The 25152-nt window shown below is 68.8% G+C and carries 25 protein-coding genes and 1 pseudogene; 17 read left to right on the forward strand and 9 right to left on the reverse strand.

Going from position 1 to position 25152, the window contains the following annotated elements:
* Positions 1-404: TetR/AcrR family transcriptional regulator (locus TFC3_RS12285; RefSeq protein ID WP_067499291.1), on the reverse strand; the 404-nt coding region annotated here is incomplete at its 3' end.
* Between the two features lie 354 nt (positions 405-758).
* Between TFC3_RS12285 and TFC3_RS12290 the strand changes: the two genes are divergently transcribed.
* Positions 759-1328 (forward strand): TetR/AcrR family transcriptional regulator, encoded by a 570-nt coding sequence (locus tag TFC3_RS12290; RefSeq protein ID WP_067499293.1) that lies wholly within the window; start codon positions 759-761, stop codon positions 1326-1328.
* A complete protein-coding gene (locus tag TFC3_RS12295) occupies positions 1313-2539 on the forward strand; it encodes a GDSL-type esterase/lipase family protein (protein ID WP_067499295.1) in 1227 nt (408 codons plus the stop codon). Before TFC3_RS12290 ends, TFC3_RS12295 begins: the two co-directional genes overlap by 16 nt.
* A 300-nt stretch (positions 2540-2839) precedes the next feature.
* Here the strand turns inward: TFC3_RS12295 and TFC3_RS12300 are convergent, their stop codons facing one another.
* The gene (locus tag TFC3_RS12300) at positions 2840-4339 is read right to left on the reverse strand and encodes an MFS transporter (protein WP_067499297.1); all 1500 of its coding nucleotides are present in this window, start codon (positions 4337-4339) and stop codon (positions 2840-2842) included.
* A 98-nt stretch (positions 4340-4437) separates the two neighbouring features.
* The gene (locus tag TFC3_RS36975) at positions 4438-6213 is read right to left on the reverse strand and encodes a flippase-like domain-containing protein (protein ID WP_067499299.1); all 1776 of its coding nucleotides are present in this window, start codon (positions 6211-6213) and stop codon (positions 4438-4440) included.
* 179 nt (positions 6214-6392) lie between these two features.
* Between TFC3_RS36975 and TFC3_RS12310 the strand changes: the two genes are divergently transcribed.
* Positions 6393-7064, forward strand: coding sequence for a TetR/AcrR family transcriptional regulator (locus TFC3_RS12310; RefSeq protein ID WP_082772006.1), 672 nt, complete (start codon positions 6393-6395; stop codon positions 7062-7064).
* Here the strand turns inward: TFC3_RS12310 and TFC3_RS12315 are convergent.
* A pseudogene (locus tag TFC3_RS12315) lies at positions 7024-7700 on the reverse strand (alpha/beta fold hydrolase). The gene TFC3_RS12310 and the pseudogene TFC3_RS12315 overlap by 41 nt on opposite strands.
* 59 nt (positions 7701-7759) lie before the next feature.
* On the opposite strand from TFC3_RS12315, the gene TFC3_RS12320 reads away from it, so the two are divergent.
* On the forward strand, positions 7760-8707 hold the full coding sequence (locus tag TFC3_RS12320; protein WP_173745318.1) for a sigma-70 family RNA polymerase sigma factor: 948 nt from the start codon (positions 7760-7762) through the stop codon (positions 8705-8707).
* Between the two features lie 47 nt (positions 8708-8754).
* Entirely contained in the window at positions 8755-10050 is a 1296-nt protein-coding gene (locus tag TFC3_RS12325; RefSeq protein ID WP_067499303.1) for an HNH endonuclease signature motif containing protein, read from the forward strand.
* Positions 10051-10224: 174 nt separating this feature from the next.
* On the opposite strand, the gene TFC3_RS12330 is transcribed toward TFC3_RS12325, so the two are convergent.
* Entirely contained in the window at positions 10225-10587 is a 363-nt protein-coding gene (locus TFC3_RS12330) for a DUF2203 domain-containing protein (RefSeq protein WP_067506502.1), read from the reverse strand.
* Between the two features lie 25 nt (positions 10588-10612).
* Here TFC3_RS12330 and TFC3_RS12335 point away from each other — a divergent pair, with 25 nt between their 5' ends.
* Positions 10613-10939: a TraR/DksA C4-type zinc finger protein gene (locus tag TFC3_RS12335; RefSeq protein ID WP_067499305.1), complete on the forward strand. Its 327-nt coding sequence runs from the start codon at positions 10613-10615 to the stop codon at positions 10937-10939.
* A gap of 921 nt (positions 10940-11860) precedes the next feature.
* On the forward strand, positions 11861-14113 hold the full coding sequence (locus tag TFC3_RS12345) for a M4 family metallopeptidase (RefSeq protein ID WP_236718386.1): 2253 nt from the start codon (positions 11861-11863) through the stop codon (positions 14111-14113).
* Between the two features lie 171 nt (positions 14114-14284).
* On the opposite strand, the gene TFC3_RS12350 is transcribed toward TFC3_RS12345, so the two are convergent.
* On the reverse strand, positions 14285-14776 hold the full coding sequence (locus TFC3_RS12350; RefSeq protein WP_067499309.1) for a sigma-70 family RNA polymerase sigma factor: 492 nt from the start codon (positions 14774-14776) through the stop codon (positions 14285-14287).
* Positions 14777-14781: 5 nt separating this feature from the next.
* The gene (locus TFC3_RS12355; protein WP_067499311.1) at positions 14782-15657 is read right to left on the reverse strand and encodes a hypothetical protein; all 876 of its coding nucleotides are present in this window, start codon (positions 15655-15657) and stop codon (positions 14782-14784) included.
* A 127-nt stretch (positions 15658-15784) separates the two neighbouring features.
* On the opposite strand from TFC3_RS12355, the gene TFC3_RS12360 reads away from it, so the two are divergent.
* Positions 15785-16810: an IclR family transcriptional regulator gene (locus TFC3_RS12360; protein ID WP_236718091.1), complete on the forward strand. Its 1026-nt coding sequence runs from the start codon at positions 15785-15787 to the stop codon at positions 16808-16810.
* A 101-nt stretch (positions 16811-16911) separates the two neighbouring features.
* Complete coding sequence (locus tag TFC3_RS39975; RefSeq protein ID WP_255363759.1) at positions 16912-17046, forward strand: hypothetical protein; 135 nt, start codon at positions 16912-16914, stop codon at positions 17044-17046.
* A 52-nt stretch (positions 17047-17098) separates the two neighbouring features.
* Here TFC3_RS39975 and TFC3_RS12365 read toward each other — a convergent pair whose 3' ends face one another.
* A complete protein-coding gene (locus TFC3_RS12365; protein ID WP_201787148.1) occupies positions 17099-17728 on the reverse strand; it encodes a thymidine kinase in 630 nt (209 codons plus the stop codon).
* A gap of 141 nt (positions 17729-17869) precedes the next feature.
* On the opposite strand from TFC3_RS12365, the gene TFC3_RS36980 reads away from it, so the two are divergent.
* The 4 genes from TFC3_RS36980 (at position 17870) to TFC3_RS12385 (ending at position 20720) form a co-directional block, all read left to right on the forward strand.
* A complete protein-coding gene (locus TFC3_RS36980) occupies positions 17870-18076 on the forward strand; it encodes a hypothetical protein (RefSeq protein WP_067499312.1) in 207 nt (68 codons plus the stop codon).
* Positions 18073-19413, forward strand: coding sequence for a M1 family metallopeptidase (locus TFC3_RS12375; protein WP_067499314.1), 1341 nt, complete (start codon positions 18073-18075; stop codon positions 19411-19413). The genes TFC3_RS36980 and TFC3_RS12375 overlap by 4 nt, the downstream gene beginning before the upstream one ends.
* A gap of 128 nt (positions 19414-19541) precedes the next feature.
* On the forward strand, positions 19542-20276 hold the full coding sequence (locus tag TFC3_RS40170; RefSeq protein ID WP_067499316.1) for a DivIVA domain-containing protein: 735 nt from the start codon (positions 19542-19544) through the stop codon (positions 20274-20276).
* 66 nt (positions 20277-20342) lie between these two features.
* On the forward strand, positions 20343-20720 hold the full coding sequence (locus TFC3_RS12385) for a response regulator transcription factor (protein ID WP_067499318.1): 378 nt from the start codon (positions 20343-20345) through the stop codon (positions 20718-20720).
* A 15-nt stretch (positions 20721-20735) separates the two neighbouring features.
* Here the strand turns inward: TFC3_RS12385 and TFC3_RS12390 are convergent, their stop codons facing one another.
* Complete coding sequence (locus TFC3_RS12390; RefSeq protein WP_067506512.1) at positions 20736-21920, reverse strand: M20 family metallopeptidase; 1185 nt, start codon at positions 21918-21920, stop codon at positions 20736-20738.
* 101 nt (positions 21921-22021) lie between these two features.
* Between TFC3_RS12390 and TFC3_RS12395 the strand changes: the two genes are divergently transcribed.
* The 4 genes from TFC3_RS12395 to TFC3_RS12410 all read left to right on the forward strand — a co-directional run bounded on the left by TFC3_RS12395 (position 22022) and on the right by TFC3_RS12410 (position 24988).
* Positions 22022-22336 (forward strand): hypothetical protein, encoded by a 315-nt coding sequence (locus tag TFC3_RS12395; protein ID WP_236718092.1) that lies wholly within the window; start codon positions 22022-22024, stop codon positions 22334-22336.
* Positions 22337-22504: 168 nt separating this feature from the next.
* Positions 22505-22699: a ferredoxin gene (locus TFC3_RS12400; RefSeq protein ID WP_067499320.1), complete on the forward strand. Its 195-nt coding sequence runs from the start codon at positions 22505-22507 to the stop codon at positions 22697-22699.
* Between the two features lie 3 nt (positions 22700-22702).
* Positions 22703-23890 carry a cytochrome P450 gene (locus TFC3_RS12405; RefSeq protein WP_067499323.1) on the forward strand — a complete coding sequence of 396 codons (1188 nt, stop codon included), beginning with the start codon at positions 22703-22705 and terminating at the stop codon, positions 23888-23890.
* A 285-nt stretch (positions 23891-24175) separates the two neighbouring features.
* Positions 24176-24988 (forward strand): polysaccharide deacetylase family protein, encoded by an 813-nt coding sequence (locus TFC3_RS12410; RefSeq protein ID WP_067506518.1) that lies wholly within the window; start codon positions 24176-24178, stop codon positions 24986-24988.
* The last annotated feature ends 164 nt before the right edge of the window (positions 24989-25152 follow it).

Consider the following 25152-nt stretch of genomic DNA (forward strand, 5'->3'; position numbering starts at 1 on the left):
CGAAACCCCAGCTCCACCGCGTCGGCAAGGTCGGACAGCTTCCGCAGTTCCCGCTCCACAAGCCCCGCATCGGTACGCACAACCGACCGCCGCACCCGCAGATAATCCCGCCGCCCCTCGAACCGCGACCGCACGACCCCCGCCAGCCCCTGCACGATCAGCGTCATCGGATCGAGCTCGGCCGGAGCCTCAGCCATCATGCTTGCCACCAACGCCGGCAACTCCTCCTCACCGGCGAACAGCACCTCCCGCTTGTCCGCAAAATGCCGGAAGAACGTCCTGGTGGTGAGCCCGGCGCGGGCGGTGATCTGCGGGACTGTGGTGTCGGCGAAGCCTTGCTCCCGGAAGAGCTGGAGGGCGGCTTGCTCGAGGCGGTCGCGGGCGTTCGGCTCCCATCTGCTCACGGGGTGAATCGTAGCTTTTGGGAGCGGGGAGATCTGGCGCTGTCAGTGCACATCACGCAGTCCGTGGCGACGATCAACGCACTCGGTGCGGCCGAGATTCGAGAAACACCAAAGCGGAGCATCCACCGGTACGTCCCCAGCGCGCGCAACGCCAGCAACCGCTCCGGCCGCGCAGTTTCCCGCCACGTCAGCCGTTCCGCTGAGCCCCCCGCAACACCGGCTGAACGGCGTAACTGCTTCGTCGCGGCGCGGCAGGGGGATCGCCCGTGCGTCCACCATTCGACAGCTACCTAAAGGGTGCGCTATTCTGCCTATAGCTTTTAGGTTAGCGGTTCGATTGTGACGGGGGAGCGGATGGCACGGGTCGGGTTGACGACGGAACGCCTGGTACTGGCCGGCGCCGAACTGGCCGACGAGATCGGGTTCGCCAACGTGACGGCGTCCGCGCTCGCCCGGCGCTTCGACGTGGCGGTCGCCAGCCTGTACGCGCACGTCAAGAACTTCCCCGAGCTGCGGACCCGGATCGCGCTGCTGGCCCTGGCCGAGCTGGCGGACAGGGCCACCGACGCGCTGGCCGGCCGCTCGGGCAAGGACGCCCTGGTCGCCCTCGGCAACGTGTACCGCGACTATGCCCGCGAGCACCCCGGCCGCTACGCCGCCGCTCATTTGACGCTCGACGCCGAGGCCGCGGCCGCCAGCGCCGGCCCTCAGCACGCGCGGATGACGCGGGCGCTGCTGCGCGGCTACGACATCGCCGAGCCGGACGCCACCCACGCGGTGCGCCTGCTGGGCAGCGTCTTTCACGGCTACGTGACCCTGGAGGCCGAGGGCGGTTTCAGCCACAGCGCCCCGAACTCCGACGAGTCCTGGGCGTGGACCCTCGACGCCCTGGACACCCTGCTACGAAAGTGGTCGACCAAGTGAAGGAATTCCTCCGCGGCGCCGTCGAACTCGAACGCACCGACCGCGGCTACCTGCCGCACCGGCTCCCGGCGTGGGCCCGCGCCCAAACCCCGGACCCGCAGCTTGCCATGGTGGAAGCTCAGCCTTCGGGCGTACGGCTGGCGTTGCGCACCACGGCGACGGTCATCGAGCTGGACACCTTGCCCACCAAGCTGGTCCACGCGGGCTTCCCGGCGCGGCCCGAGGGCATGTACGACCTCCTGGTCGACGGTGAGCTGACCACACAGCTGGTCGCGCGGGGCGGCAACACCGTGACCGTGGACATGAGCACCGGGACGAGCACCTTCGCCGCCGGCCCGGTGGTGACGCTGCGCTTCGATGACCTGCCCACCGGCGACAAGACCGTGGAGATCTGGCTGCCCCACAACGAGCGCACCGAGCTGGTCGCGTTACGCCCCAACGCCCCCGCTACGCCCGCGCCCTCACGGCTGGCGGCGTTCCTCGATGACGCTGCCACGCCCGCCCCGGCCGATGACCGAGTGGTGGTCGCCGGAGGCCGAGCGGTGTGGTTGCACCACGGCAGTTCGATCAGCCAGGGCTCCAACGCCATCAGCCCTTCGGCCATCTGGCCCGCCCTCGCCGCCGCGCAGTCCGGTGCCGAGCTGTTCAACCTCGGCCTGAGCGGCGGCGCGCTGCTCGACCCGTTCACCGCCCGCACCCTGCGTGACCTACCCGCCGATGTGATCAGCGTCAAGATCGGCATCAACCTCGTCAACGCCGACCTGATGCGGCTGCGCGCGTTCACCCCGGCCGTGCACGGCTTTCTCGACACCGTCCGCGAAGGTCACCCCGACACGCCACTCCTGGTCGTCTCCCCCATTTTCTGCCCGATCCACGAGGACATCCCCGGCCCTGGCGCGTTCGACCTGGCCGCCCTGCGCGAAGGCCGGATCGCCTTCCAAGCCGTCCCCGAACCCGCCGCCGCGCCCGCTGACAAGCCCGACGGCCGGCTCACCCTGCGCCTCATCCGCGACGAACTGGCCCGCATCGTCGAGCAGCGCGCCGCCGCCGACCCCCACCTGCACTACCTCAACGGCCTCGACCTGTATGGCGAACCCGACCACGCCGAACTGCCTCTCCCCGACCGCCTGCACCCCGACCCGGCCACCCACCGCCGCATCGCCGCTCGCTTCGCCAAACACCTCGCGCCGCTGATCCCCGACCTCGGCTGAGACCTCGCGCCACTGATCCCCGACCCCAACTGAGATGGAACCGGTTATCGCCCGCCAGCCCGCCAACTGCTGGACCGTGAACGGCAACGTCTCCAGCGGCTCAGCCGGGGAAGCGCTGGTTGTCGAACGGCTCTGCCGTACTCGGCGAACGCCCCGTCGCAATCGCTCATGTCGCTCCCCCACCTTTTCGGTCACGCTGAACACGAGACCGGAACGCCCCCGGGTTGCCCCGCCGCCAGAAAACCGCAAAGAAAAACCGTGGCCGCCGGCATGGCGGCCACGGTTCGATACCGAGGTGGATCAGCTCCGGTGCGGCAGGTGCAGCTCGGCGGGCTCCTCCGGCACGTCGGTCACCCCGTGCGCGACCGCTTCCTCGTGGCGGCGGCGGGCCGACGGCAGGATCAGCGCTGCCACGATGGCCAGCACCGCGACGCCCGCGCAGGCCCAGAAGCCATAGGTGAACGCGTCATCGGTGGGCAGGCCCTGCGGCGTGCTGTGCGAGGTGATCACGGCCGCTACCACCGCCGTACCGATGCTGCTGCCGATCGTGCGGGCGATGGTGTTAACGCTGGTCGCCTCGCCCGTCTGGGTCGGCGGCACGCTCTCGATGATGGCGTTGGACATGGCGGCGAAGGCGAAGCCGATACCCGCACCGGTCAGGATGCCGGACACCAGCACCTGCCAGATCTGGCCGTGGGCGATGGCGGGCAGGGTGAACGCCGCCACGACGAACACGGCGCCCAGGAACATCGGCAGCTTGGGGCCGTACTTCTTGGTCAGGATGCCGGCGATCGGACCGAACAGCACCATCATGATGACGGTCGGCAGCAGGAACAGCCCGGACTGCGACACCGACTTGCCGAAGCCGTAACCGGTCACCGCGGGCAGCTGCAGCAGCGTGGGCACCAGCAGGAACGTGCCGAACATGGCGAAGCCGAGGATCAGCGCGACCAGGTCGGTGGCCCACACGCCGCGGATCTTCATCAGGCGCATGTCGACCAGCGGCTCGCGTACCTTGAGCTCGACGAAGACGAAGGTAGCCAGGGTGACCACGCCGAGCGCGAGCAGGCCCACCGTCTTGGCATCGCCCCAGCCCCACGCCTGACCCTTGCTGATGGCCAGCAGCAGCGACACCAGCGAGACCGACAGGATGACGGTGCCGGCGATGTCGAGGCGGCCCGGCGTGCGTACCGGCGACTCCTTCATGCCGAAAATGGCGCCGGCCAGGGCGATCACGACGAGCACGAGCGGCAGCCAGAACAGCCAGTGCCAGGACAGGTGCTCGACGATCGGGCCGGCGGCCACGATGCCGACACCGGCGCCCACCCCGAAGATCGCCGACAGCAGGCCGACCGTGGTGGCCACCTTCTCGCGCGGCAGCTCGTCACGCACCATGCCGATCGACAGCGGCAGGATCGCACCGGCGGCGCCCTGCAGTGCGCGGGCGACGATCAGCACGGCCAGGTTGGGGGCCAGGGCGGCGAGCGCCGTACCGGCGGCCAGCGCGGCCAGCACGCCGATGAGCACCTTGCGCTTGCCGGCCATGTCACCGAGGCGGCCGAGGATGGGGGTCAGCACCGAGGCCGACAGCAGATAGGCGGTGATCACCCAGCTGGCGTCGCTGGTGTCGGCGTTCAGCTCCCGCCCGATCGTCGACAGCGCCGGGGCCACCAGCGACTGCAGCACCGCGAACGCCAGGCCACCCAGCGACAGGTACAGCACCAGCAGGGAGCCGCCCTTGGCGGGCTCCGCGCCGGGGGAGGTGCCGGCGGAACCGGCGTGGTCGATGGTCTGGGTCATGGTGTCCTCGAGGCTCGATGTAAACGATTGCTGACTAATTATCGGCCACCGGAGGCTTAAGTCAACAATTGCTTACGTCACACTTCGAGGGCGTGTCGTCAGGCCTCGGCGGCGGCGGGCGTCCGGTCGAAGCGGGTGAGCCGCAGGTACGCGGCGAGGCCGGCGGGCAGCAACAGCCAGAACGAGACCAGCCGGTAGCCGAGCACCACTGCGGCGGCCGCGGCCTGCGGTGCTCCGGCGGCCACGAGACCGGCGAGCAGGCTGGCCTCGATCAGCCCGGCACCGCCGGGGGTCAGCGGGATCTGCCGCACGACCTGGGCCGCGAGGTACACGGTGGCGACGTGCAGCACGCTCAGGGACAGCCCGCAGGCATGGACGATCGCGATCAGACAGGCAAGATCAAGAAGCCAGTTCAGCATCGCGAAGGCGATCGTGGCGGCCCAGTGGCGCAGGCGGACAGCACGAGCTTCACGAACCAATTTTCGTACGGTCTCGAAGCGCCCTTTTGCCCAATGCGTAACTGCCACGCGCGGCAGCCGGCGGCGCCGCAGCACGATCGCGCACCCGACCACCCCGGCGGCAGCGAGTCCCACCAACGCCCAGGCGCTGACCACACCGATGTAGAGCAGGATCAGACCGGCCAGCGAGGCCGCCCCGGACAGCACCATGCCAGTGGCCGCGACAGCCGTGGTCGCACCGTAGCGACGATACTGCTTGACGGCGAACGCGGCGGACATGGCGGAACCGGCCGGCAGCACCATGCTCATGGCCGAGCGGCTGTATGTGATCGCCAGGGCGGCACGCCGGGACAGGGCGACGGCAAGCGCGGCCAGCAAAGTTCGTTGCTGCTTGGCGAAGGCGGCCTGCGAGCAGAACTGCGCGAGCACGGCGACGACCAGCCAGCGTGGATCGGCGTCCCCCAGGGCCACCACGACAGACCCGGGATCCGGTATGCGCCCGTGCAATGCCAGCACCATCGCCACGATCGCCGCCGTCCAGGCCAGCACCCGTAGCCACCGCCGGCGCAGCCAGGAGCCGGCATCGGCCACCATCCGGCGCGCGGTTGGCAGCACCAGCAGCGCGGCCACCCCGAGCAGCACCAAGGCGACCAGCGCGTCCAGCCAGTAGTGGTTGCCGGTGCCCACGACGACCAGCAGCGTGATGACCGGGTGCGCGAGCCACAGCCAGCGCCACCGGCCGGGGATGGCCACGGCTAGCGCCACAGCCACGACAACCGCCCAGCCGACGTGCAGCGAGGGCATCGCGGCGTACTGGTTGCTCAGCGTGTCGGTGTCCGGCGGACCGTAGACCCCGGGACCGAAGAGCGCTCCGGTGTCGAGCAAGCCGGTGCCGCTGGTCAGCCGGGGCGGGGCGAGCGGGTACAGCACGTGCACGGCGAGCGCGGTGGCGGTCAGCCAGGCCAGGACCCGGCGCGTCTGGCGGTACAGGGCCGGTCGGCGCATGTACAACCAGATGAGGCAGGCGATGGTCGCGGGGAAGTGGACGTACGCGTAATAGCTGTTAGCCGTGACGACGAGCCAGTGCGCGGACATCAGGGCGTGCTGGAGGTCAAGCTCATGCGGGAAGTGCAGGGCTCGCTCGAAGTGCCAGACCGAGGCGGCGTTGTCGTGGGCCTCGCGGGTGTGCCCGGCAGTGAAGATGCGGCCCGCCTTGTAGATCAAGAACAGCACGGTCACCAGAACCAGTTCGCGCACCGCCCGGGCCCAGGAACTGCGTTGCCCGGTGGCCGGCACCTCGCGCTGCTTGGGGATCAGCGGAAGGCTGTCGATACTGTTGCTGCCGAGATCGTCGCTGGTGACAGCTTCGCCGGTGCTCGGCTCCGCGCGCGGGGCCACCTTGCTTGCCTGCGCCATGGAATCCCCCGAGCCCAAGTAAACGGATGTTGACGCGGCCACACTATCCCTGGCTGAACAAAGTTCAAAAACCGTTTACCGGGCAGTGAGCCGTTGATCACAAGCTACCTCAAGTCAATGCTTGTTTACATATTGCACCCCTCGGGTTACGCTTCCGTGAAGAACCGAGAGGATAGCCAGTGGTAGCAAGCCGGGGCGCCGCGAACGCCTGCCCGCCGACCGACAAAGCCTGCCCCCCGCCCGGCGATTCCAGCCCGCAACGCCGGCGCCGCAACGCCGCAGAGACCAGACAGTTGCTGCTCGCCAAGGCACGCTGGAGGTTCGCCCGCGACGGCTACGCGGCCACCACCGTGCGCGACATCGCCGACGACGCCGGTGTGAACGTAGCCCTGATCAACCGCTACTTCACCTCGAAGGAAGGTCTGTTCGAGGCCTGTCTCACCACGGCGAGTTCCGAGGTACGCCGCGACGCCGACGAGATGCCCAGCGCCGGCATCGCGCAAGCCATCGCGCACCGCCTCGCCGGTGCGAACAAGTCGGAGGATCTGCCCGACGCGCTCCTGCTGCTGCTGCGCTCCTCCGGCGACGAACGCATCGACGGACTGCGGCGTAACGTGTTGCAGTCGGTCAGCGAGAAGCTCGCCCGGGCCGCCGCCGACTCGCAAGGCAACACGGAAGCCCTGCTGCGCGCGCAGATCGTGCTCGCCACGTCGCTGGGCATCTCCGTGCTGCGGGCCTCGACGGGCGTTCAGCCGCTGGCCTCCGCCACCGCCGAGGAGCTTCTCGCCCCGCTTACCGACCTGGTGAACGTCATGCTGCCCCCTGATCAGGAAAAGCCAGGGCGGTCGTGACGAACAGCGGCGACACAAACGGGTTGTAGTGGGTCAGCCCGGGCAGGATCGCCAGCGCATGACCGCCCTCGGGCCGGCCCTCCCCAGCCCAGCCGCCGTCGCGCCGGCCCCCACCGAGCAGCTCGAAAACCTCCACGAAGTGCCGCGGGGGCACGAGATCGGCGTCCGCGCCGACGATCAAAATCGGAACGCGAAGATCGCGTACGTCCGCGGTGAAGTCGTAGTCCTGCGCCAGGGCAACGCCGACCTTGCCCAGCAGCCGGGGGAAGTCCTCCGGGCGGGGCGCCACGCGGGCGTACAACTCGTACATCGGTGTTTCTTTCATGAAGCCGGCGGCGGCCGCACCCACCTGGCTCTGCTGCTGCACGATGTCGGCATACTGAGCGTCGCGCCGGATCCCCGCGGACGCTGTCACCAGCCGGCCGATGCTGTCCGGATGCCGGATCGCCAACGGCCGTCCCAGCCGCCGCCGAGCGAATAGCCGACCACGGCCGGCAGGATCGGGGCGAACATCTCCCCCGCTCCCAGCCCGCCGTGCAACAGCACGAGCGGACGGCCCGGCCCCTGCGCCTCGTAGTAGAGGATAATTCCGTTGACCTCGGCGTACTCACCCACGACGGCTCCTTCGCCCGCCATTAGCCGGGAGTAGGACCGGGTGTGTGGCGCAAACTCATCGGCGCTGTAGCGTGCTTTTTGTGGTCGAGGATCTGGAGGCGTACCGGCCCGAGCTGACCGGCTACTGCTATCGCATGCTGGGTTCGGCGTTCGAGGCCGAGGACGCCGTGCAGGACACGATGATCCGGGCGTGGCGGGGACTCGACGGCTTCGAGGGACGCTCCGCGCTGCGTTCCTGGCTCTACCGCATCGCCACCAACGTGTGCCTGACCATGCTCGACGGCGCCCAGCGACGGGCCCGCCCGATGGACCTCGGCCCCGCCGGTTCGGGTCACGCCACCCATCCCGGAGAGCCACGCCCGGAACAGGTGTGGACCGGCCCGATCCCCGATCAGCGGCTCTGGCCCGATCACAGCGATCCCGCCGACGTCATTGCGGGCCGCGAATCGGTGCGCCTGGCATTCGTGGCCGCCCTGCAGCATCTGGCGCCCCGGCAACGCGCGGTGCTGATTCTGCGCGAGGTGCTGGCCTGGTCCGCGCAGGAAGTCGCCACCCTCCTCGACACCTCGGTCGCCGGCGTGAACAGTGCCCTGCAACGCGCGCGGGCCACCCTCGCCACCGTCAATCCCGCCGCCACCGAGCCGCACTGCCCCGAGGACGAGCACCAAAAGGCCTTGCTTTCCCGGTACGTCCAAGCGTTCGAATCCTACGACCTGGTTGCCCTGGCCTCGCTGTTGCACGAGGAAGCCACGTTGTCGATGCCCCCGGTACCGCTGTGGCTGCGCGGGCCGGCCGACATCACCGCCTGGATGGCCGGCACCGGTAACGGATGCCGCGGTTCGCGCCTGCTGCCGGTCACCGCGAACGGGCTCCCCGCGTTCGGTCAGTACCGTCCCGCCGCCGTTGGCCATGATCCGTGGGGTCTTATAGTCCTCGAAATCGCTGACGGGCAAATTGTTGGCCTGGCTTCGTTTCTGGACACGGATCGGCTGTTTTCGCTGTTCGGACTGCCGTCGCACGTGGACTGATCAGGCGGCTTGTTCGGAGTCATGTTCCTTACAAGACGATTTCGAACATGCGTGCCAACATTGCTGGCGTGATGACGACGCTGGAGCGGTTGGACGAGGACGTGGCCGAGCTGGCCGACGCCTCGGTCTGGGCGTTGTCCGATGCGGAAACCGTCGAGTGCATGCACTCGATCCACCGCGCCAGCGAAGCTCTGATGACTGTCCAGCTGCAGTTGGTTCACCAGGCCGAGATTCGTGGTCTACCGGCCGAGCACAAGTTCAAGCATCTGGCGTCCTGGCTGCGGGCTGAGTTGCGCATCGATCCGACGCCGGCCCGGGAGATGGCCGAGCGCTCGCGGATGCTCGAATGCTGGCCCCGGCTGCGCCAAGCTGTGCTCGACGGGCACACCGACATCCGCCAAGCCGAGGTCATCGCCTCGGCTCTCAGCCAGATCCCGGAGACCGTCAACGAGGTTGCCCCCGAGGTGTCGGCGCAGGAGATCGTGGACAAAGCCGAGCGGATGCTCATCGGCATGGCCGGTGACTTCCCCGCCTACCAGCTACGCCGACTCGGGCAGCGCATCCTCGACCACGTGGCCCCGGAGATCGCCGAGCGCGCCGAAGAGCTGGCCCTGGAACGCCAGGAAGCCCGCGCACGCCAACAGCGGGGTTTCACGCTGTCGCTGCCGCGCGACGGTCTGGTCCACCTCACCGGCGCGCTAACCGTCGAGGACGCCGCGACAGTGAAGGCCGCTCTGGAGCCGCTGTGCCGCCCCTGCCCCGCTGACGACCGCACGCCGGCCCAGCAACGCGCCGACGCCTTGGTCGACGTGTGCCAGCTCGCCCTGCGCACCGGCGACCTGCCCAGCCACGGCGGCGAACCACCCCAGCTTTCCGTGACCGTGGCCTACGACAGCCTGACTCAGCAAGTCGGCATCGGCACCCTGGACAACGGTGAACGCCTGTCAGCCGAAGCCATACGACGCTTGGCGTGCGATGCGCGCATCCTGCCCTACGTCCTCGGCGGCGCCGGGCAGGTCCTGGATGCCGGACGCTCCAGCCGGACTGCAACCGGCCCGCTGCGCCGCGCGGTTCTGCTGCGCGACGGGGGCTGCGCGTTTCCCGGCTGTGATGCCCAGGCCCGCTGGGCGAAGATTCATCACATCATCCATTGGTTCAACGGAGGCACCACCGACCTGCCGAACCTGGTCGCCCTCTGCGGGCGTCACCACGTGCTGATGCACGACCCCAGTTGGGGCTGGCAGGTCCGCATGGGCGCCGACGGGTTGCCGGAATTCATCCCGCCGACATGGGTCGACCCGCAGCAGGTCCCCCAGCGCAACCAGTTCCACCCGCGGAAGTGACCCGCTGATGGGGATCGGGCGAGACGGTGGTGGAGCGCGGACCGTGAGGCAGAAGATCGCTCATGGCGCGCGCATTGGTTACGGCACGCGGGTGGGTTCCTCAAGTGGATTGCTACGGGAGGCAGATTGCTCGGGCCGACGGACAGCTACAGACGGATAGCTACAGGCGCATAGCTATGCGAGTCTGCGGCGACCGGCGAAGCCGAGATCGACGCGGTGGTACCACAGGAGCTCTGTCTCGCCCTCCAGCCAGCAGAGCAGCACCGGCACGCCGTCGAGCTCACCCGGGAAGTCGACAAGCAGCGGCGCGATGCCCTTGATCTCCGCACCGGTCTGCTGGACGGCGGTCATCAACTCGTCCATGCGAGCCTCGGCCGCCTTGCGCTCCGGCAACCCGCCCAGCTCAGAGGAATCACCGCCGACGGCAAGCGCCGCGGACAACTCGACCATGTCGGCCCGGAGGTCGACAAGCTCGGCGAGCAGCGGCAGCAGTTTGGCCAATTCCTCCCGCGCCTCGGCCACCGTGAACAAACCCATGGCCATCAGCGTACGGTGAGCTCATATGACCCGCGACGAGCTGCTCCGCCTCCACGACCAGGCCAAGACCGAGGCCGCCACGCTGAACGCTGACCTGCACGCGGTATTCGAGGCATCCCAGCAGTCCAACGCCGACGACGAGCACGACCCCGAGGGCGCCACCATCGGATACGAACGAGCGCAGCTCACCGCTCTGCTGGACGCCAAGCGCCGGCTCATCAGCGAACTCGACGAGGCCCTGCAGCGACTTGACGCGGGGACGTATGGCGTGTGCGAACGCTGCGGCAATGCGATTCCCGGCGAAAGGCTTGAGGCCCGGCCGGCCGCCCGGACGTGCGTGGGTTGCGCTTGAGGCGTCCTGCGGCACGGTTTGCCGGTGTGTTGCTGCTGGCGATGCGGAACGCCGCCTTGCGGGGACGCGATGATCTCTGCGCCTGCTGCGGGGAGGTGGCCGCTGCCAAGTTTTTACGGGCAGCCGATCAGTGGAGAGGTGAGCAGAGAGCCACCTGTAGTCGAGCTGCGGTCCCGCTCGGCTGGCAGCTGCTCGGGCTGTCTACTGGCTTGATCTGCTGGCCCACTCTGGTTCCGCGACTTCAGTTCAGTTTGAGCTTGACAGATCCCAGGTGCCTATCAGCCTGACGCATGTTGCGCGGCTCGTATTTCAAGCGCGGCTCGCAGCCAGGCCCACCTCAACTGCAAGAGTCGCGTTCGCCCGTGTTGGCCTTGCTGCCGCTAGCCTCGCCTCGCCTGCCTGCCCGGTGGCCGACACAAGCTTCTCCCTGGCGAGTCTCCACTCGAACCACGTCCAGCCGAGCTCGTCCACGCCCAGGCAGGCCCACTCAAACTCAAGCCGACATACCTCGCCCGAGGCAACACCCATCCGACCGAACTCAACCTTCGCCCGGCGGCCCGTCCCGGCCCCCATCAAATCCGCGACCAGCCACCTGGCTCAACGCGCTAGGGACCGCTGAATTCTGGGGCCGGCCACAAATTCGTCGAGCTGCGCACCCCGCGTCGCAAACCCACCCCATCCCGTGCCGAGCCGCCCACCGCAGCCTCAACCGCAGCCCCAACGCAGCCCAAGACACCGCCCGCGAAGCCGCAACCCAGCAGACCGCCACCCGCACCCCAGCCCACCCTTCACATCCCTGACAAGATCTTGGTCAATTCGTTGACATCGATGTCAGAGCTGTAAATTTGAGGTTTGCTGACTGTTCAATCTTCAAGCTCTCCGCCATCCTTGCCAGATCGATGAATGTTGATCTGGGGAGGAATGCAGTTGAGATCAGTTCTCGCACTGGCCGGCGCCATCCTGCTGGCTGGTAGCGGCATCGCGGTCACCGCCACGAGTGCGTCCGCCGCGCCGCCGCCTACGCCGTCTCCCTCGCTGCTTGCCGACGCCGGCGCGGCACTGAGGGACCACATGACCGCCATCAAGGGTTCGGCGCAGGACAAGTTCACGGTCTACAGCAGCAAGAAGGACGCCAAGGGCAACGGCGCAGTGCGCTACACGCGTACGTACCAAGGCTTGCGGGTCTACGGTGGTGACCTCGTTGTCCGGGTGGCCGCCGACGGTCGCTACACCGGAAGCTCGGTGGGGTTGGCCAAGCCGTTGTCGCTGAGCGTGAACCCCAAGGTGACCGCCGCAAGCGCCAAGCTGGCCGCGCAGAAGGCGTTCTCCGGCAGGGCTTCCAAGACCGGATCCCCCGAGTTGTTCGTCGATGCCAGCAACGGCTCGCCCGTGCTGGCGTGGGAGACCGTGGTCGAGGGGTTCGCCAAGGATGGGCAGACGCCGTCCAAGCTGCACGTGATCACCGACGCCTCGACCGGCCGGGTGCGGGGTTCGTTCGACGAGATCGAGACCGTGGACGGCACCGGGAACAGCATCTACTCCGGTCCGGTCACCATCGGCACGACCGCGACGGCCACCGGGTTCAGCCTGGTCGACCCGGATCGGGGCGATGGACGTACCTGCGATCTGAACAACGGCAGCTCGACCTGCACCACCTTTACCGACGCGGACAACGTCTGGGGCAACGGCACCAACTCCGATCGCGCCTCGGCCGCAGCGGACGCGCACTTCGGCGCCGCCGTCACGTTCAATTATTTCAAGAACGTGCACGGGCGCAACGGCATCTTCGGCACCGGGGCGGGCGTACCGTCGCGGGTGCACTACGGCAACCAGTACGTGAACGCGTTCTGGGACGGCGCGCAGATGACCTACGGTGACGGCGAGGGTAACGCCAACCCGCTGGTCGCCCTGGACGTCGCCGGGCACGAGATGTCGCACGGCGTCACCGAGAACGTGGTTCCGGGCGGGCTGACCTACTCCGGCGAGTCGGGCGGTCTCAACGAGGCCACCAGCGACATCTTCGGCACAATGGTCGAGTTCTACGCCAACACCGCCAGCGACCCGGGCGACTACGACATCGGCGAGAAGATCGACATCTTCGGTACGGGCGAACCGCTGCGGTACATGTACAACCCGGCCCTGGACGGCGTGTCACACAGCTGCTGGTCGAGCAGCACCAACAGCGTTGACGTGCACTACTCCTCCGGCGTGGCCAACCACTTCTTCTTCGACCTCGCCGAGGGCACCGGCTCCACCTCGTTCGGCACATCTCCGGTCTGCGGCTCGGCCGACCCGGTGGTCGGCATCGGCCGCGAGAAGGCCGAGAAGATCTGGTTCCGCGCCCTGGACACCTACTTCGTGTCGAACACCAAGTACGTCAACACCGCCCAGCCGTCCAACACCGCGCGGGCCTACTCGCTCGCCGCAGCCGCGGACCTGTACGGCGAATGCGGTACGGAGTACAAGGCAGTCCAGTCCGCCTGGTCCGCGGTCAACGTGGCCGGCAGCGACTACTGCCCCACCGACCACGACTTCTCGATCGCCACGTCACCGGCCACAGTCACCGTGGACCGCGGCGAGACCGTCACCACCGAGCTCAGCACCACAGTTACCAACGGCACCCCGGAAACGATAACGCTGACGGCGTCCGGCGCTCCGGCCGGCGCCACGGTCACCATCTCCCCGGCCGAAGTCACCGCGGGCGAATCGGCCACGGTGACGGTGAGCACTGACGACTCGCTGGGCACGGGCACGTACCCGATCACGTTGACCGGCACGTCGCCCTCGGCCCGGCATTCGGCCACGTTCACGGTGTCGGTGCGCAGCGCGGGTGGTTGCGCCGGGGCCAACGACAATGACGTCGCTATTCCCGACAACAGCACCGTGACCAGCACCATCGACCTCACGGGCTGCACGGCGACCCCGTCGGCCACGAGCGCGGTGGAGGTGCACATCGTCCACACGTACATCGGGGACCTGGTGGTCAGCCTGATCGCCCCCGATGGCACGGCGTACGTGCTGCACAACCGCGCCGGCGGTGGCACCGACAACATCGACAACACGTACTCGGTGAACCTGTCGGGCGAGTCGGCCGACGGCGTCTGGACGCTCAAGGTGCAGGACGCGGCCAACATCGACACCGGTTACCTGAACAGCTGGAAGCTCTCACTCTGAGCGCGCGTCTGATCAGCTGATTGTCGAGGGGTCCCGGTGTCTGCCGGGACCCCTCGACATCCGGTACGAAGTGAGCGCTTGCCCGCCGCACAGTCACCCCCGACCTGGGTAGCACCGCGTCGTCCCAGCCCACCGACGAGCTATGCCGGTGACAGCGCTGCCCGAGCGGAGCTAGGCGAACAAAGCCAACTGGTCCGGAGCCAGCAGGTCGCGTAGCCGGGCCAGCGACCGCTTGGTCTGGCTCTTCACCACGCTGGCCGGGATGTTCAGCACGTCAGCGGTCTGCCCCACGCTGTAGTCCTCGAAGTAGCGCAGGATCACGATCGCCCGGTCACGCGGCGGTAATTGGCCCAGAGCTTCGAGCATAGTCAGGCGCAGGTCCGGCGTGGCGGCGTCGGCGATGTCGGCGAAGTCCGCGGTGATCCGCTCGCTGGAGCTGCGACGGCGGCGGTAGTCGAGGTAGGCGCGGAAAAGGATCTTCTGGGCGTACGCGTGCGGATTCTCGGCCTGGGTGACCCGGCGCCAGGACACGTAGAGCTTGGTCAGCGTGGTCTGGGTGAGATCCTGCGCAAGATGCCAGTCGCGGCAGAGCATGAACGCGGTGGAGCGCAGCCGCTCGGCGGACGCGCGCGCGAAGATCTCGAACTCGTCGTCGTTGGTCACGGCGTCTACTCCGCGTTCGCCGGCACGTCGGCGAACCTCTTGTTGCCCGAGTCGACCAGCTCAGCGTCCATGCTGGATCCCCAGCGCGCGTCGGACAGGACGGTAACCGCTTCGTCGAGCGACAATGCCGGGCGCGCCGGCTTCTCGTCGGAGCCCAGGCACGTGGCGATGTTCATCTCGAGGTGGCCGCCGGTGGCGTACGACGCGCCGATGACCGTGGACTGCACGCAGTTGCCTTCGACCGGGAACGCCTCGAACGCCACGGTGCCGGGCTTGAGGTCCCGGCCCTCGTACGGTTTGAGCCAGACGCGGATCATGCCGGGCCCCTTGCCGGTGTCGAGGTACACCTGCGCGAACAACCCGTCGTCGGCGTTGGCGGCCACGTTGGTGAGTTTGCCCTTCGGCAGCAGCTGGGTGAGCAGCTCGAGCACGGCCTGCGGGGTGGCCCGGGCCACCTTGCCGGAGTCGTGCTGCCCGTTCGCCCGCACGGTCCACGTCTTCGCCCTCAAGCCTGAGAAATCCGACGAATCGGCCGAGATGGACGGGTCGACGACGGTCGGATCGAACTCCGAGGGCTCGGACGACGCGGGGATTGACGAGGGTGACGCAGACGGGGACGGCGGCCGGGACAACGGTGCCGGACTTGCCGGCGACGCGGCCGGGGCAGCGGGCTGCACCTGAGTGTCGCCGGAGGGCCACGCCACGGCAGCACCGGCCAGGAGCACGCCGACCACGGCAGCGGACACGCCCGCCATCGCGTACCGGCGGCGACGCGCGATCCGGCGGCCGTCGAGCATCGCCGTCGCGATGAGGTCACCCAGCGGCGGCGGGCGCTCCTCGCTCAGTTCGGACCGCATCAGCGCCCTCAGATCCTCGGTCACGGCCGTCCTTCCCTGTGCGGTGGCCTCTCTCCCCCAACGACGCACCGACTCTGCCATTCGGTGACACCCCGGCACCAACCTTCTTACTGAGATCGTCAACAGGCGGCCCGGAACCGCCCTGAAGAGCATGATCACCCGGTCGACGCTGCTCAGCAGCGCCGCTGCCCAGAGCGTGGCGCTCGGGCGCTGCTGGCATCGGCGGACATTCGCGGTCGCGCAATGGACCCGCTCGCAGGGCTGGTTCGGCGGCAAGGACTTCGTCCCCAACTCGTTCTCTGTAACCGCATGCGCAGCAGGCACCGCTACCACCACGCTGCGTCCGAGCGCGATGTCGTCTGCGTGGTTGGGTAGCGTTTCCCCGGGGAGGTGGCCGGTGAGCGCATCCGAGCAGGATCCGCAACGCCCGCAAGAGGTTCGCTCGGTCTCGCGCGCGCTCGACATTCTCAGCGCGTTCAGCACAGCCCACCCGCGCCTGCAACTGTCCGAGCTGGCCAACGCCGTCGGGCTCCCCCGGCCCAGTGTGCGGCGTATCGCGCTGACCCTGATCGAGCGGGGCTTCCTGCGCCAGGACGACGACGGGTCGTACCTGCTCGGCACCCGGCTGCTGGAGCTGGGCAGCCAGGTGGTGGAGACGTCAGCGATCGCCCGGCAGACCCGGGCCTGCGCCGACGAGCTGTCCCGGAGGACCGGCGAAACCGTGCTGGTGGCCGAAGTCGACTGGACCTCGCTGTCGCTGCTCATCGTCGGCAAGCGGCAGCCGGTCAACCCGGCTGCCGCCACCTCACCGGTGGGACGGCGGCTCACCATCACCAGCGGGTGCATGGCCAAGGCGGTGCTGTTCGGGTTGCCGCCGGAGGGGACGGCGGCGATCGTTCCCCGGCTGCGGCTGACCCCGTTCACGCCGCGCACCATTGTGGACCCCACCGTGCTGGCCGCCGACATCGAGGCGAGCCGGGCGCGGGGGTACGCCATGCAGTCGAATGAGTTCCTGCCCGGGATGGCAGGCGTGGCGGTTCCGGTCCACGTGTCCGGTCAGGTGGCCGGCACGGTGGCGGTACTCGGCATGGCCACCCGCTATCCGCGAGCCCAGCTCGACCGCACCGGCCAGTTGATCCGCCGGGTGCTCGCCCAGCACCGGCTCACCACCAAGTAGAGCACCGGCTCACCCCGCGTTCCGCTCTGCGGAACGCTGTCTCGTCACCGCCCGTAACCCCTGGCTAGCCTCCACCGAACCGAACTCCAGGAGGCACCATCGTGGCACGCGACACCAGCGGAACCCCCCTGCCCGACGAGGAAACCGGCGGCATCTCCACGCTGGCGGTTGCCGGAATGATCCTGCTGTTCCTGGTGGCGATGGGAGTGCTGCTCTACTTGGCTTTCTCTGGATGAAGCGCCCTCTCTGGATGAAGCGCCTTCTCTTGAATAGTCCCGGGCTCGAAAGTCAGGCAGCCGCGGCCAGTGGCGCGAAGGGCTGGCCCGCGCAGTGGTGACGCCGGCACAGCACCACGTATCCCACGTCCGCGCCGGTGTCGCCCAGCACCACGGTGTCGCCGTCGCGGACCATTTCCCCGCTGACCACGCGGGCGTTCATCCGGGCCGGCTGCCCGCACCAGCACATCGGGTACACCTGCAGCGCCTCGACGACGTCGGCGAGCACGACCAGCCGCGCCGAGCCGGGAAACTGCAGGCCGCGGAAGTCCGACAGCAGCCCGAACGTGAACACGTCGATGTTGTGGTCGTCCACCAGCGTGGCCAGCTGGTCGACCTGCTCCGGGGACAGGAACTGAGCCTCGTCGACGATCACATGGTCGACGCGCGGCTCGGGCCGCTGCAGCACCAGGTCGGTCAAGTCGGTGTCCGCGCCGATCTCCAGGGCGTCGGCGGCCAAGCCGATGCGGGAGGACACTATTCCGGTGCCGGCGCGGTCAAGGCGGGTCATCAGCAAGCCACGACGCCCGCACGCTGCGTAAGTGTGCCGGTACTGCAACACCATGGTGCTCTTGCCGCTGTTCATCGCCGCGTGCCGATAGTGCAGCTGAGCCACCGCAAATGCCGCCTCTCCCAGGTTCATGACCTCACCGGCCCATGATCTTCACTGGCCCATGACCTCACCGGCCCAGCCAGGCGCGCAAAACGAAAAGCACGGCACGAGACCGCGACGCGGCAAGCGGGACGATATTACCCGGCGGGCACCCGGGCTTAAGGCCGGGTCATGCGTGAGCTGCTGCAACCCGTCGTGGTCGCTGCCTACCTGGCCGTGCAGCACCTCACCGCCCCGATCCGCGCAGCCGCCGCCCAGCAGAGCGGCCCCGAAGCGCTCACCCGCGCAACGCCGCTCACCCAGGAAACTCACCTACGGATGAAGCGAGGGTTTCCCCGCTTGTCCCGGCCACCCAGGACATTCATCGTTGTCGAATGATGCGACGTTTGTTACCGGCCCTGCTGGCGATCGGTGCGGGCCTGGCTGTCCCGGCGAGCCCCGCGCAGGCCGCGGCGGTGGATGCGGTCCGGACACCGGCGGCCCCGGCGTACACGATCAATCTCACCAGCAATGCGACGGGCGGCACCTGGACCGGGCACGAGAACGTGTCTTTCTCGAACCCGTCGGCCTCGCCGCTGACCGAGGTCTACCTGCGGCTCTGGGACAACTATCACGGTAGCTGCCCGTCCACGCCGGTCACCGTCAGCAACGTCAGCGGCGGCACGGCGTCCGCGCTCAGCGTGAACTGCACCGCGTTGAAGATCACGCTGCCCGCCCCCGTCGCGCAGGGCGGCAGCGGCAGCATCGGGTTCGACCTGTCGATCGTGGTGCCCGACGGCATCGACCGGTTCGGCCACGACGGCAGTTACTACTTCATCGGCAACGCGCTGCCCGTGCTCGCGGTGCGTGACGCGGCCGGGTGGCACCTGGATCCGTACACGAACAATGGTGAATCGTTCTATGCCCTGGCCAGCGATTACACGGTGAAGCTGGACCACCCCACGTCGATCTCGGTGCCGGCGACGGGTACGAGCACGGATGCGGCCGGCACCGCCGGAAGGACCATCACCACGGCGGCGGGCAAGCAGGTGCGCGAATTCGCCTGGGCGGCGGGACCGTTCGCCAAGATTTCCGGTACGACCGCGGCTGGCGTTCGCGTGAACGTCTACCGGGTTTCGTCGATCAGTTCGAGCAGCGCCACCTCGATGCTCAACACGGCGACGGCTTCGCTCGACGCGCATGCCTCCCGCTTCGGCGCCTACCCCTACGGAGAGGCCGACGTGGTGCTCGACAACGGGTTCTGGTTCGGCGGCATGGAGTACCCGGGCTTCGTGCTCGACCTGGTCAGCACGACGGCGCTGGCGCATGAGCTGGCCCACCAGTGGTTCTACGGCATCGTGGGCGACGACGAGTACACCACGCCATGGCTGGACGAGGGCTTCACCGACTACGCCACCGACCTGTACTTCAACAAGACCGGCAGCGGCTGCGGCATCACCTGGCAGTCCTCGGCGGAGAAGCTGACCAACTCGATGGCCTACTGGGATGCCCACTCCAGCCGCTACAGCACTGTCATCTACAACTACGGCAAGTGCACGCTGCACGACCTACGCCGGTTGATCGGCACCACGGCCATGGCAAACCTGCTCAAGTCGTACGCGGCCGCGCACTGGTACGGCATCTCCACGGTCGCCGACTTCAAGGCAGCCGCTCAGGCCGCCGCCGGCTCCACCGACCTCACGTCGTTCTGGACCAGCCACCGCGTGGAGGGCTGAACTCAGCCGGGGGGCGCCGCGCGCACCGCGGCGCCCCTGCGGGGGGACAAAACGCCGTCAACGCGCAGGTCAGGCGCGGAGGCGGTATCGTCGGCAACGCGACACCCCCGGTTCCGTGAGGAGATGCGGTGCCACTGACCCCGGCCGACGTGCACAACGTCGCCTTCAAGAAACCCGCCATCGGCAAGCGCGGCTACGACGAGGAAGAAGTCGACGCGTTCCTCGACGAGGTCGAGCGGGAGCTCATCCGGCTGCTCGAGGAGAACAACGAGCTGCGCGCCCACCTCGGTCCCGGCGCTGCCCCCGGGTCCGGCGGCGAGGACGCCGCGCAGCGCATGCAGGCCGAGCTGGCCGAGCTGCGCTCCCGCCTCGAACGGACGATGCGCGAGCAGTCCGCCGCCGAGCAGGCCGCCAACCAGGTGCACGGCGAACTCGAGCAGGCCCGCTCCGGCACGCGCAGCTACCCCGCGCCGCCTTCCTCGGAGGGCCCGGGCGCGAGCCCCCGAGTGCTGCAAATGGCCCAGCGCACCGCCGACGAACACGTCAACGACGCCCGCCGCGAAGCCGACACGCTGCTGGTCGAGGCCCGGGCCAAAGCCGAGCAGACCGTGCAGGAAGCCATGGACCGGGCTGCCACGCTGGAGCTCGAGGCCCGCCAGCGCCACTCCGAGGCGGTGCAGAGCCTCGGGCAGAAGCGCAACGACATGCTGCGCGAGATCAGCGGGCTGGCCGGGCTGGCCGACGACTACCGCAACCGGCTGCACGAGGCGCTGGCCACCCACCTGCTCGACCTGGAGACCGTCCCGCCGGCCCAGCACGACGGCGGTGGCGCCGCGGGCCTGCCGAGCGCGGCTAACCTGTAGGTTCCGCTCCCGATTTGCACCGGCGGTTCACCTCGTACGCCGGCGGGCCGCGCCGATGAGCTGCCCATGCGCAACGAGACGGTTCTGGTGGCCGACGACGATGACGACATCCGGGAGATCATCGCGTTCTCGCTACGCGACGCGGGCTTCCGGGTGCTGACCGCGGGCACCGGTACGCAGGCGCTCGCCGCTGTCGAAACGCACCTGCCGGACGCCGTCGTGCTGGACATCGCCATGCCCGAGCTCGACGGCTTCGCGGTGTGTTACCGGCTGCAGCAGTTGCGCGCCACTATCGAGATCCCCACCATCGTGGTCAGCTCAACCACCAGCCACCACGACATCGACCTGGCCTACACCATCGGCGCCGACGACTACCTGCCCAAGCCGGTCCGCCCGGCCCAGCTCGTCGACCGCGTCCGGAGCCTGCTCGACGACCACCGGTGAGCTCGGCGCCAGCGGCTACGACCGGGCTGCCAGCCGGTGGGTCAGCAGCCCAGCCATGGCCCGTACGCCGTGCCCGATCGCTCGCTCGTCGGCGGCGAAGTCCGGGGCGTGCGGTGCGCCGTTGATCCCGGCCTCGGTGTCCGCGACGCCCAGATAGAACAACGCGCCCGGCGCCTCGTCGAGGTACAGCGCGAAGTCCTCGCAGTTGTAGGGCCAGGACACGCGGGCCCAGCCGACGGACTCCGGCCCCAGCGCTGTTGTCAGGTACTGCCCGGCCGCCGTGCTGAGCCCGGCCGAGTTCACCAGGGCGGGGAACGGGTCGCCGGAGAACTCAACGTGCCCACCGGCGGCCGCCGCGAGCTGCTTGATCCGTACGCGCAGCTCCGGGCCTCGTTCCTGCGGCCAGACCCGCAGCAGAACGTTGACCGCCGGCGGCGCATCGGACGGGTGCTCGATCCAGTGGGCGACAGACACCGATTCCTGGTTCGTTGCGGCGGCCGCGGGCTTCAGCAACGCGGTGAAGCCCGCGTGGTAGTCCTCGATGCTCCGGGGGAACTCGACGGAGCCGAGCCGTGCCACCTCACCCTCGACGGCAGCAGCGCCCGCGTCGTCAGCGTCCGGCAGCACTATCCGCAGGTGGTCGAGCCCGGGCAGGCCGTACCCCGGAGAGACCGCGATGGTGCCCGAGGGGTACGGGCTGCAGTGAAGCGCGTAGAACTCGCGCGGCGCGAGGCGTTGCACCACACCGGTCTGGAGCATCGCACGTGCGCCCTGCAGGGGTTCTTCGGCCGGCTGGAAGACGAACACCACCCGGCCCGGCACCGCCTGCGAACTCTGCGCCAGCGTGCGGGCAACGCCAACGCCGATCGCGGTGTGCAAGTCGTGCCCGCACAGGTGCGCAACGCCGGGGACCTGCGAGGCGAAACCTTCGTCGAAGACCCGGCCCGAAGGCGCGATGGGCAGCACGTTCACTCTCGCGTCGACGGCGTCCATATCCGCCCGGTACGCCACCGCCGGCCCCTGCGCAGACCCGTCAAGCACGGCGACGACCCCGTACCCGCCGACACCGGTCGTCACGTCGAGCCCCGCCGCGCGCAACTGCTCAGCGACCAGCCCGGCTGTCTGCCGCTCCTCCCCGGCCAGCTCGGGATGACGGTGGATCTCGCGGCGGAGGGCAACTAGGTCGTCGGCAAGGGTCACCGGGACAGCTTGCCCGCGACTGCCGACGCCGTGCACCCCCATTTCCCCCGCTCGGCGACGTTGCGACGTTTGTGCGGCGTCGGGGCGGGCAAACCGCGACCATGTCAATCAACACGCCCTCCGAGCCCCTGTCCGTCGACCGGATCGTGGTCGGGATGCCGGTGACCGACGCGGCAGGCAGCGACGCCGGGACCGTGTCCGCTGTGCAGAGCGCCGGGACCCACGTGCGCCCCGATGTTGCCGCCGGGGTCGCCGAGCTGCTGATGGGCACCGGGTACGTGCGGATCAACGGGACCGGGCAGCTGTCCAACGACACGTACGCCGGGGCGGACCAGCTCGCCGATGTCACAGCGGGTGAGCCCGGTGGCGTGGCGCTGTCGGTGACCCAGGACAAGCTGTACCGGGCTACCAGCTGACAACCTGCGGCGCGGCGACGCGAAGCTCGGTGATGCTCGTGAACGCCTTGCCGGCCACCTCGGACATTGCGCGCAACCGTACGAAGCGCGAGGTGCGCGGCCCCTCTCGATGCTCGCATCATCCCCTCACCCTTGAGTCGATCAGTCAGGTGACTTAATGTCGGACAGGTGAAGGTGCTCATCGATCAAGGCAAATGCGTAGCGGCCGGCTCCTGCGTCATGGCAGCCGAGGCGGTGTTCGACCAGCGCGACGAGGACGGTGTTGTCGTGCTGCTCAACCCCGACCCCGGCGCCGACCTGGCCGAGGATGTCCGCGAAGCCGCGGCTGTTTGTCCCGCGCAGGCGATCACCGTGAAGGACTGAGCCGTGGCGGAGCCGCTGAAGTACCCGTTCACCGGGCCGGCGCCGCTCGAGCCGCCGGCCGAGTGGGCTGAGCTGCGTTCGAAATGCCCGGTCGCCGCCGTCTCGCTGCCCAGCGGGGACACCGCGCAGCTGCTCACCCGGTACGCCGACGTCAAGCAGGTGCTCTCCGATCCGCGGTTCCCTCGCGCGTCGGCCGGCAGCGCCCGCGTGGCCGACACCGAGTCGGGTGGGTTGTTCAACACCGACATGGCGCAGGCGATGCCGCAGGAGGGTGAGGCGCACCAGCAGTGGCGGCGCCTGATCACCAAGTGGTTCACGATCAAGCGGATGCGGGCCCTGCGCCCGCGCATCGAGGCGATGGCCGATCAGCTGGTCGACGGCATGCTGGCGCAGGGCGCCCCGGCCGACCTCAAGGCGGCGTTCGGGTTTCCGCTGCCGGTGTGGGTGATCTGCGACATGCTCGGCGTGCCGGACACCGACCGCGACCGGTTCGCCCACTGGTCCGACACCATGCTGAGCCTCACCCGGTACACCCAGGCCGAGATGGACGCCGCGGCAGCCGAGTTCGTCACGTACATGCGCGGGCACGTCGAGGCCAAGCGGGCCCAGCCGGGTGATGATCTGCTCAGTGATCTGATCGCCGCCGGCTCGCTGTCCGACGCGGTGCTGATCTACACCGGACAGGGTTTGCTGGTCGCGGGGCACGAGACCACGGCCAACATGATCGGCAAGATGATCGCGATGCTGCTGGCCGACCGCAGCCGCTGGGAGGCCCTGCTTGCCGACGGTTCCCTGCTGGCTTCCACTGTCGAGGAGGCGCTGCGGGTGGACGCCAACCCCGGTCTCGGCATGGTCCGCTATCTGACCACGGACCTGGACCTGGCCGACGGGCAACATCTGCCGGCTGGTACGACGGTGATGTGCTCGATGGGCGCAGCGAACCGGGACGAGAACGTGTACACCGACGCGGCGACCATGGACCTGACGCGTACGCCCAACCCGCACCTGGCGTTCGGATCGGGGCCGCATTCGTGCATCGGGCAGTCTTTGGCTCGTACCGAATTGCAGGTCGCCTTGGAAGTGCTCTTGCGCCGTCTGCCGGGCCTGTCGCTCGCTGTTACGCCCGACGAGTTGCAGCGGGTGGAGGGGCTGGCCGTGGGTGGGCTGCGGGAAGTGCCTGTGCGCTGGTGAGATCGACGCGGTTGCGGGGGTGGCAGGTCTGACATCCAGGAGAATGACCTTTGTGAACTGTTGCACTGGCTCCTGCCCGCGGACCTGCGCGCCGGGTTGAGTTGCAGAATGGCACTGATCGCATACGACAGCGCGGATGCCGCGGCGTTCCAGGTGTCGCCTCACGGTGAGGTTTGGCGCCGGGACGCAACGTGAGCTTGATCCAGGTTGCTACGTTTCCGACTCATGATCACCGGAAAGAAGGCTCTCGGGCATCTGGCCGGCAAATTGCCTCACAATCCGCGGATGCCCGAGACCCTTGTGACGCGCCGGCAACTGCTGGGCGCGGCCTCGGCGGCGGGCATCCTGTCGCTGGCGGCCTCGGCTGCTCCCTCGCCCCCGCAGCCCTCACGGCCGGTCGCCATCGCCACGCCCCGGCCCAAGGCGCCGCCTCCGCCGCCCCCACCGGCGAGCAAACCGGCCGTACACCCGCTTGCCAAGCCCGTGTACACCCTTGAGCAGTTCCGCAAGGCGGCCGGCGGCCCGGCGTTCCCGGCCGACGCGGTGGCTTTGACCATCGACGACGGGCCGCACCCGGTGTGGACTCCCAAGATTCTGCGGCTGCTGCACAAGCACCAGGTACCGGCAATGTTCTGCATGATCGGCAACCAGGTGCAGGGGCACGAGAGCGTGGCCAAGGATGTCGTACACGACGGGCACCACGTGGCCAACCACACCTGGAGTCACCCCACCCACCTGGCCAAGCGCAAGAGCGGCCTGGTCAACAAGGAGCTCATCCGCGCCCAGGAGAAGATTCACGACACCACGGGCGCGGTGCCCACGGTGTTCCGCTCCCCCGGCGGCGACTGGTCCCCGACGGTGCTGCGCAGCGCGGCCGAACACCACCTGATCCCGCTGGACTGGAGTGACGACCCGCGCGACTGGTCGCGCCCGGGCGTCCCGCACATCACCAACCGGCTGCTCGCGGCCAAGCCCGGGCAGATCCTGCTGTGCCACGACGGGGGCGGCGACCGCTCGCAGACCTATCAGGCGCTGACCACGGTGATCCCGGCGCTCAAAGCCCGCGGATACACTTTTGTCGCGTTGAACGGGCGGTGAACCCCGCGCCCAAGGCGCCGAAAATATCCGTTTGTGGCGCTCAACGGGCGGGGCTACCTTCGGCGCTTGTGGCGTGATCGCGATTTTCGCCGGCTGTGGTTCGGGCAGACTGCGTCGCAGCTGGGCGAGCAGTCCACTCTGGTCATTCTGCCGCTGATCGCCGT

It is taken from the genome of Actinoplanes sp. TFC3, from assembly GCF_001553785.1.
Lineage (GTDB): Bacteria > Actinomycetota > Actinomycetes > Mycobacteriales > Micromonosporaceae > Actinoplanes.

Coding starts and splice junctions, on each gene's coding strand:
- TFC3_RS12335 (WP_067499305.1), top strand. CDS start 10,613: ATGACCCGCGACGAGCTGCTCCGCCTCCACGACCAGGCCAAGACCGAG.
- TFC3_RS12395 (WP_236718092.1), top strand. CDS start 22,022: ATGTCAATCAACACGCCCTCCGAGCCCCTGTCCGTCGACCGGATCGTG.
- TFC3_RS36980 (WP_067499312.1), top strand. CDS start 17,870: ATGCGTGAGCTGCTGCAACCCGTCGTGGTCGCTGCCTACCTGGCCGTG.
- TFC3_RS12410 (WP_067506518.1), top strand. CDS start 24,176: ATGCCCGAGACCCTTGTGACGCGCCGGCAACTGCTGGGCGCGGCCTCG.
- TFC3_RS36975 (WP_067499299.1), bottom strand. CDS start 6,213: ATGGCGCAGGCAAGCAAGGTGGCCCCGCGCGCGGAGCCGAGCACCGGC.
- TFC3_RS12330 (WP_067506502.1), bottom strand. CDS start 10,587: ATGGGTTTGTTCACGGTGGCCGAGGCGCGGGAGGAATTGGCCAAACTG.
- TFC3_RS12290 (WP_067499293.1), top strand. CDS start 759: ATGGCACGGGTCGGGTTGACGACGGAACGCCTGGTACTGGCCGGCGCC.
- TFC3_RS12325 (WP_067499303.1), top strand. CDS start 8,755: ATGCGTGCCAACATTGCTGGCGTGATGACGACGCTGGAGCGGTTGGAC.
- TFC3_RS12375 (WP_067499314.1), top strand. CDS start 18,073: ATGATGCGACGTTTGTTACCGGCCCTGCTGGCGATCGGTGCGGGCCTG.
- TFC3_RS12385 (WP_067499318.1), top strand. CDS start 20,343: ATGCGCAACGAGACGGTTCTGGTGGCCGACGACGATGACGACATCCGG.
- TFC3_RS12300 (WP_067499297.1), bottom strand. CDS start 4,339: ATGACCCAGACCATCGACCACGCCGGTTCCGCCGGCACCTCCCCCGGC.
- TFC3_RS12360 (WP_236718091.1), top strand. CDS start 15,785: ATGATCACCCGGTCGACGCTGCTCAGCAGCGCCGCTGCCCAGAGCGTG.
- TFC3_RS12345 (WP_236718386.1), top strand. CDS start 11,861: ATGCAGTTGAGATCAGTTCTCGCACTGGCCGGCGCCATCCTGCTGGCT.
- TFC3_RS12365 (WP_201787148.1), bottom strand. CDS start 17,728: ATGAACCTGGGAGAGGCGGCATTTGCGGTGGCTCAGCTGCACTATCGG.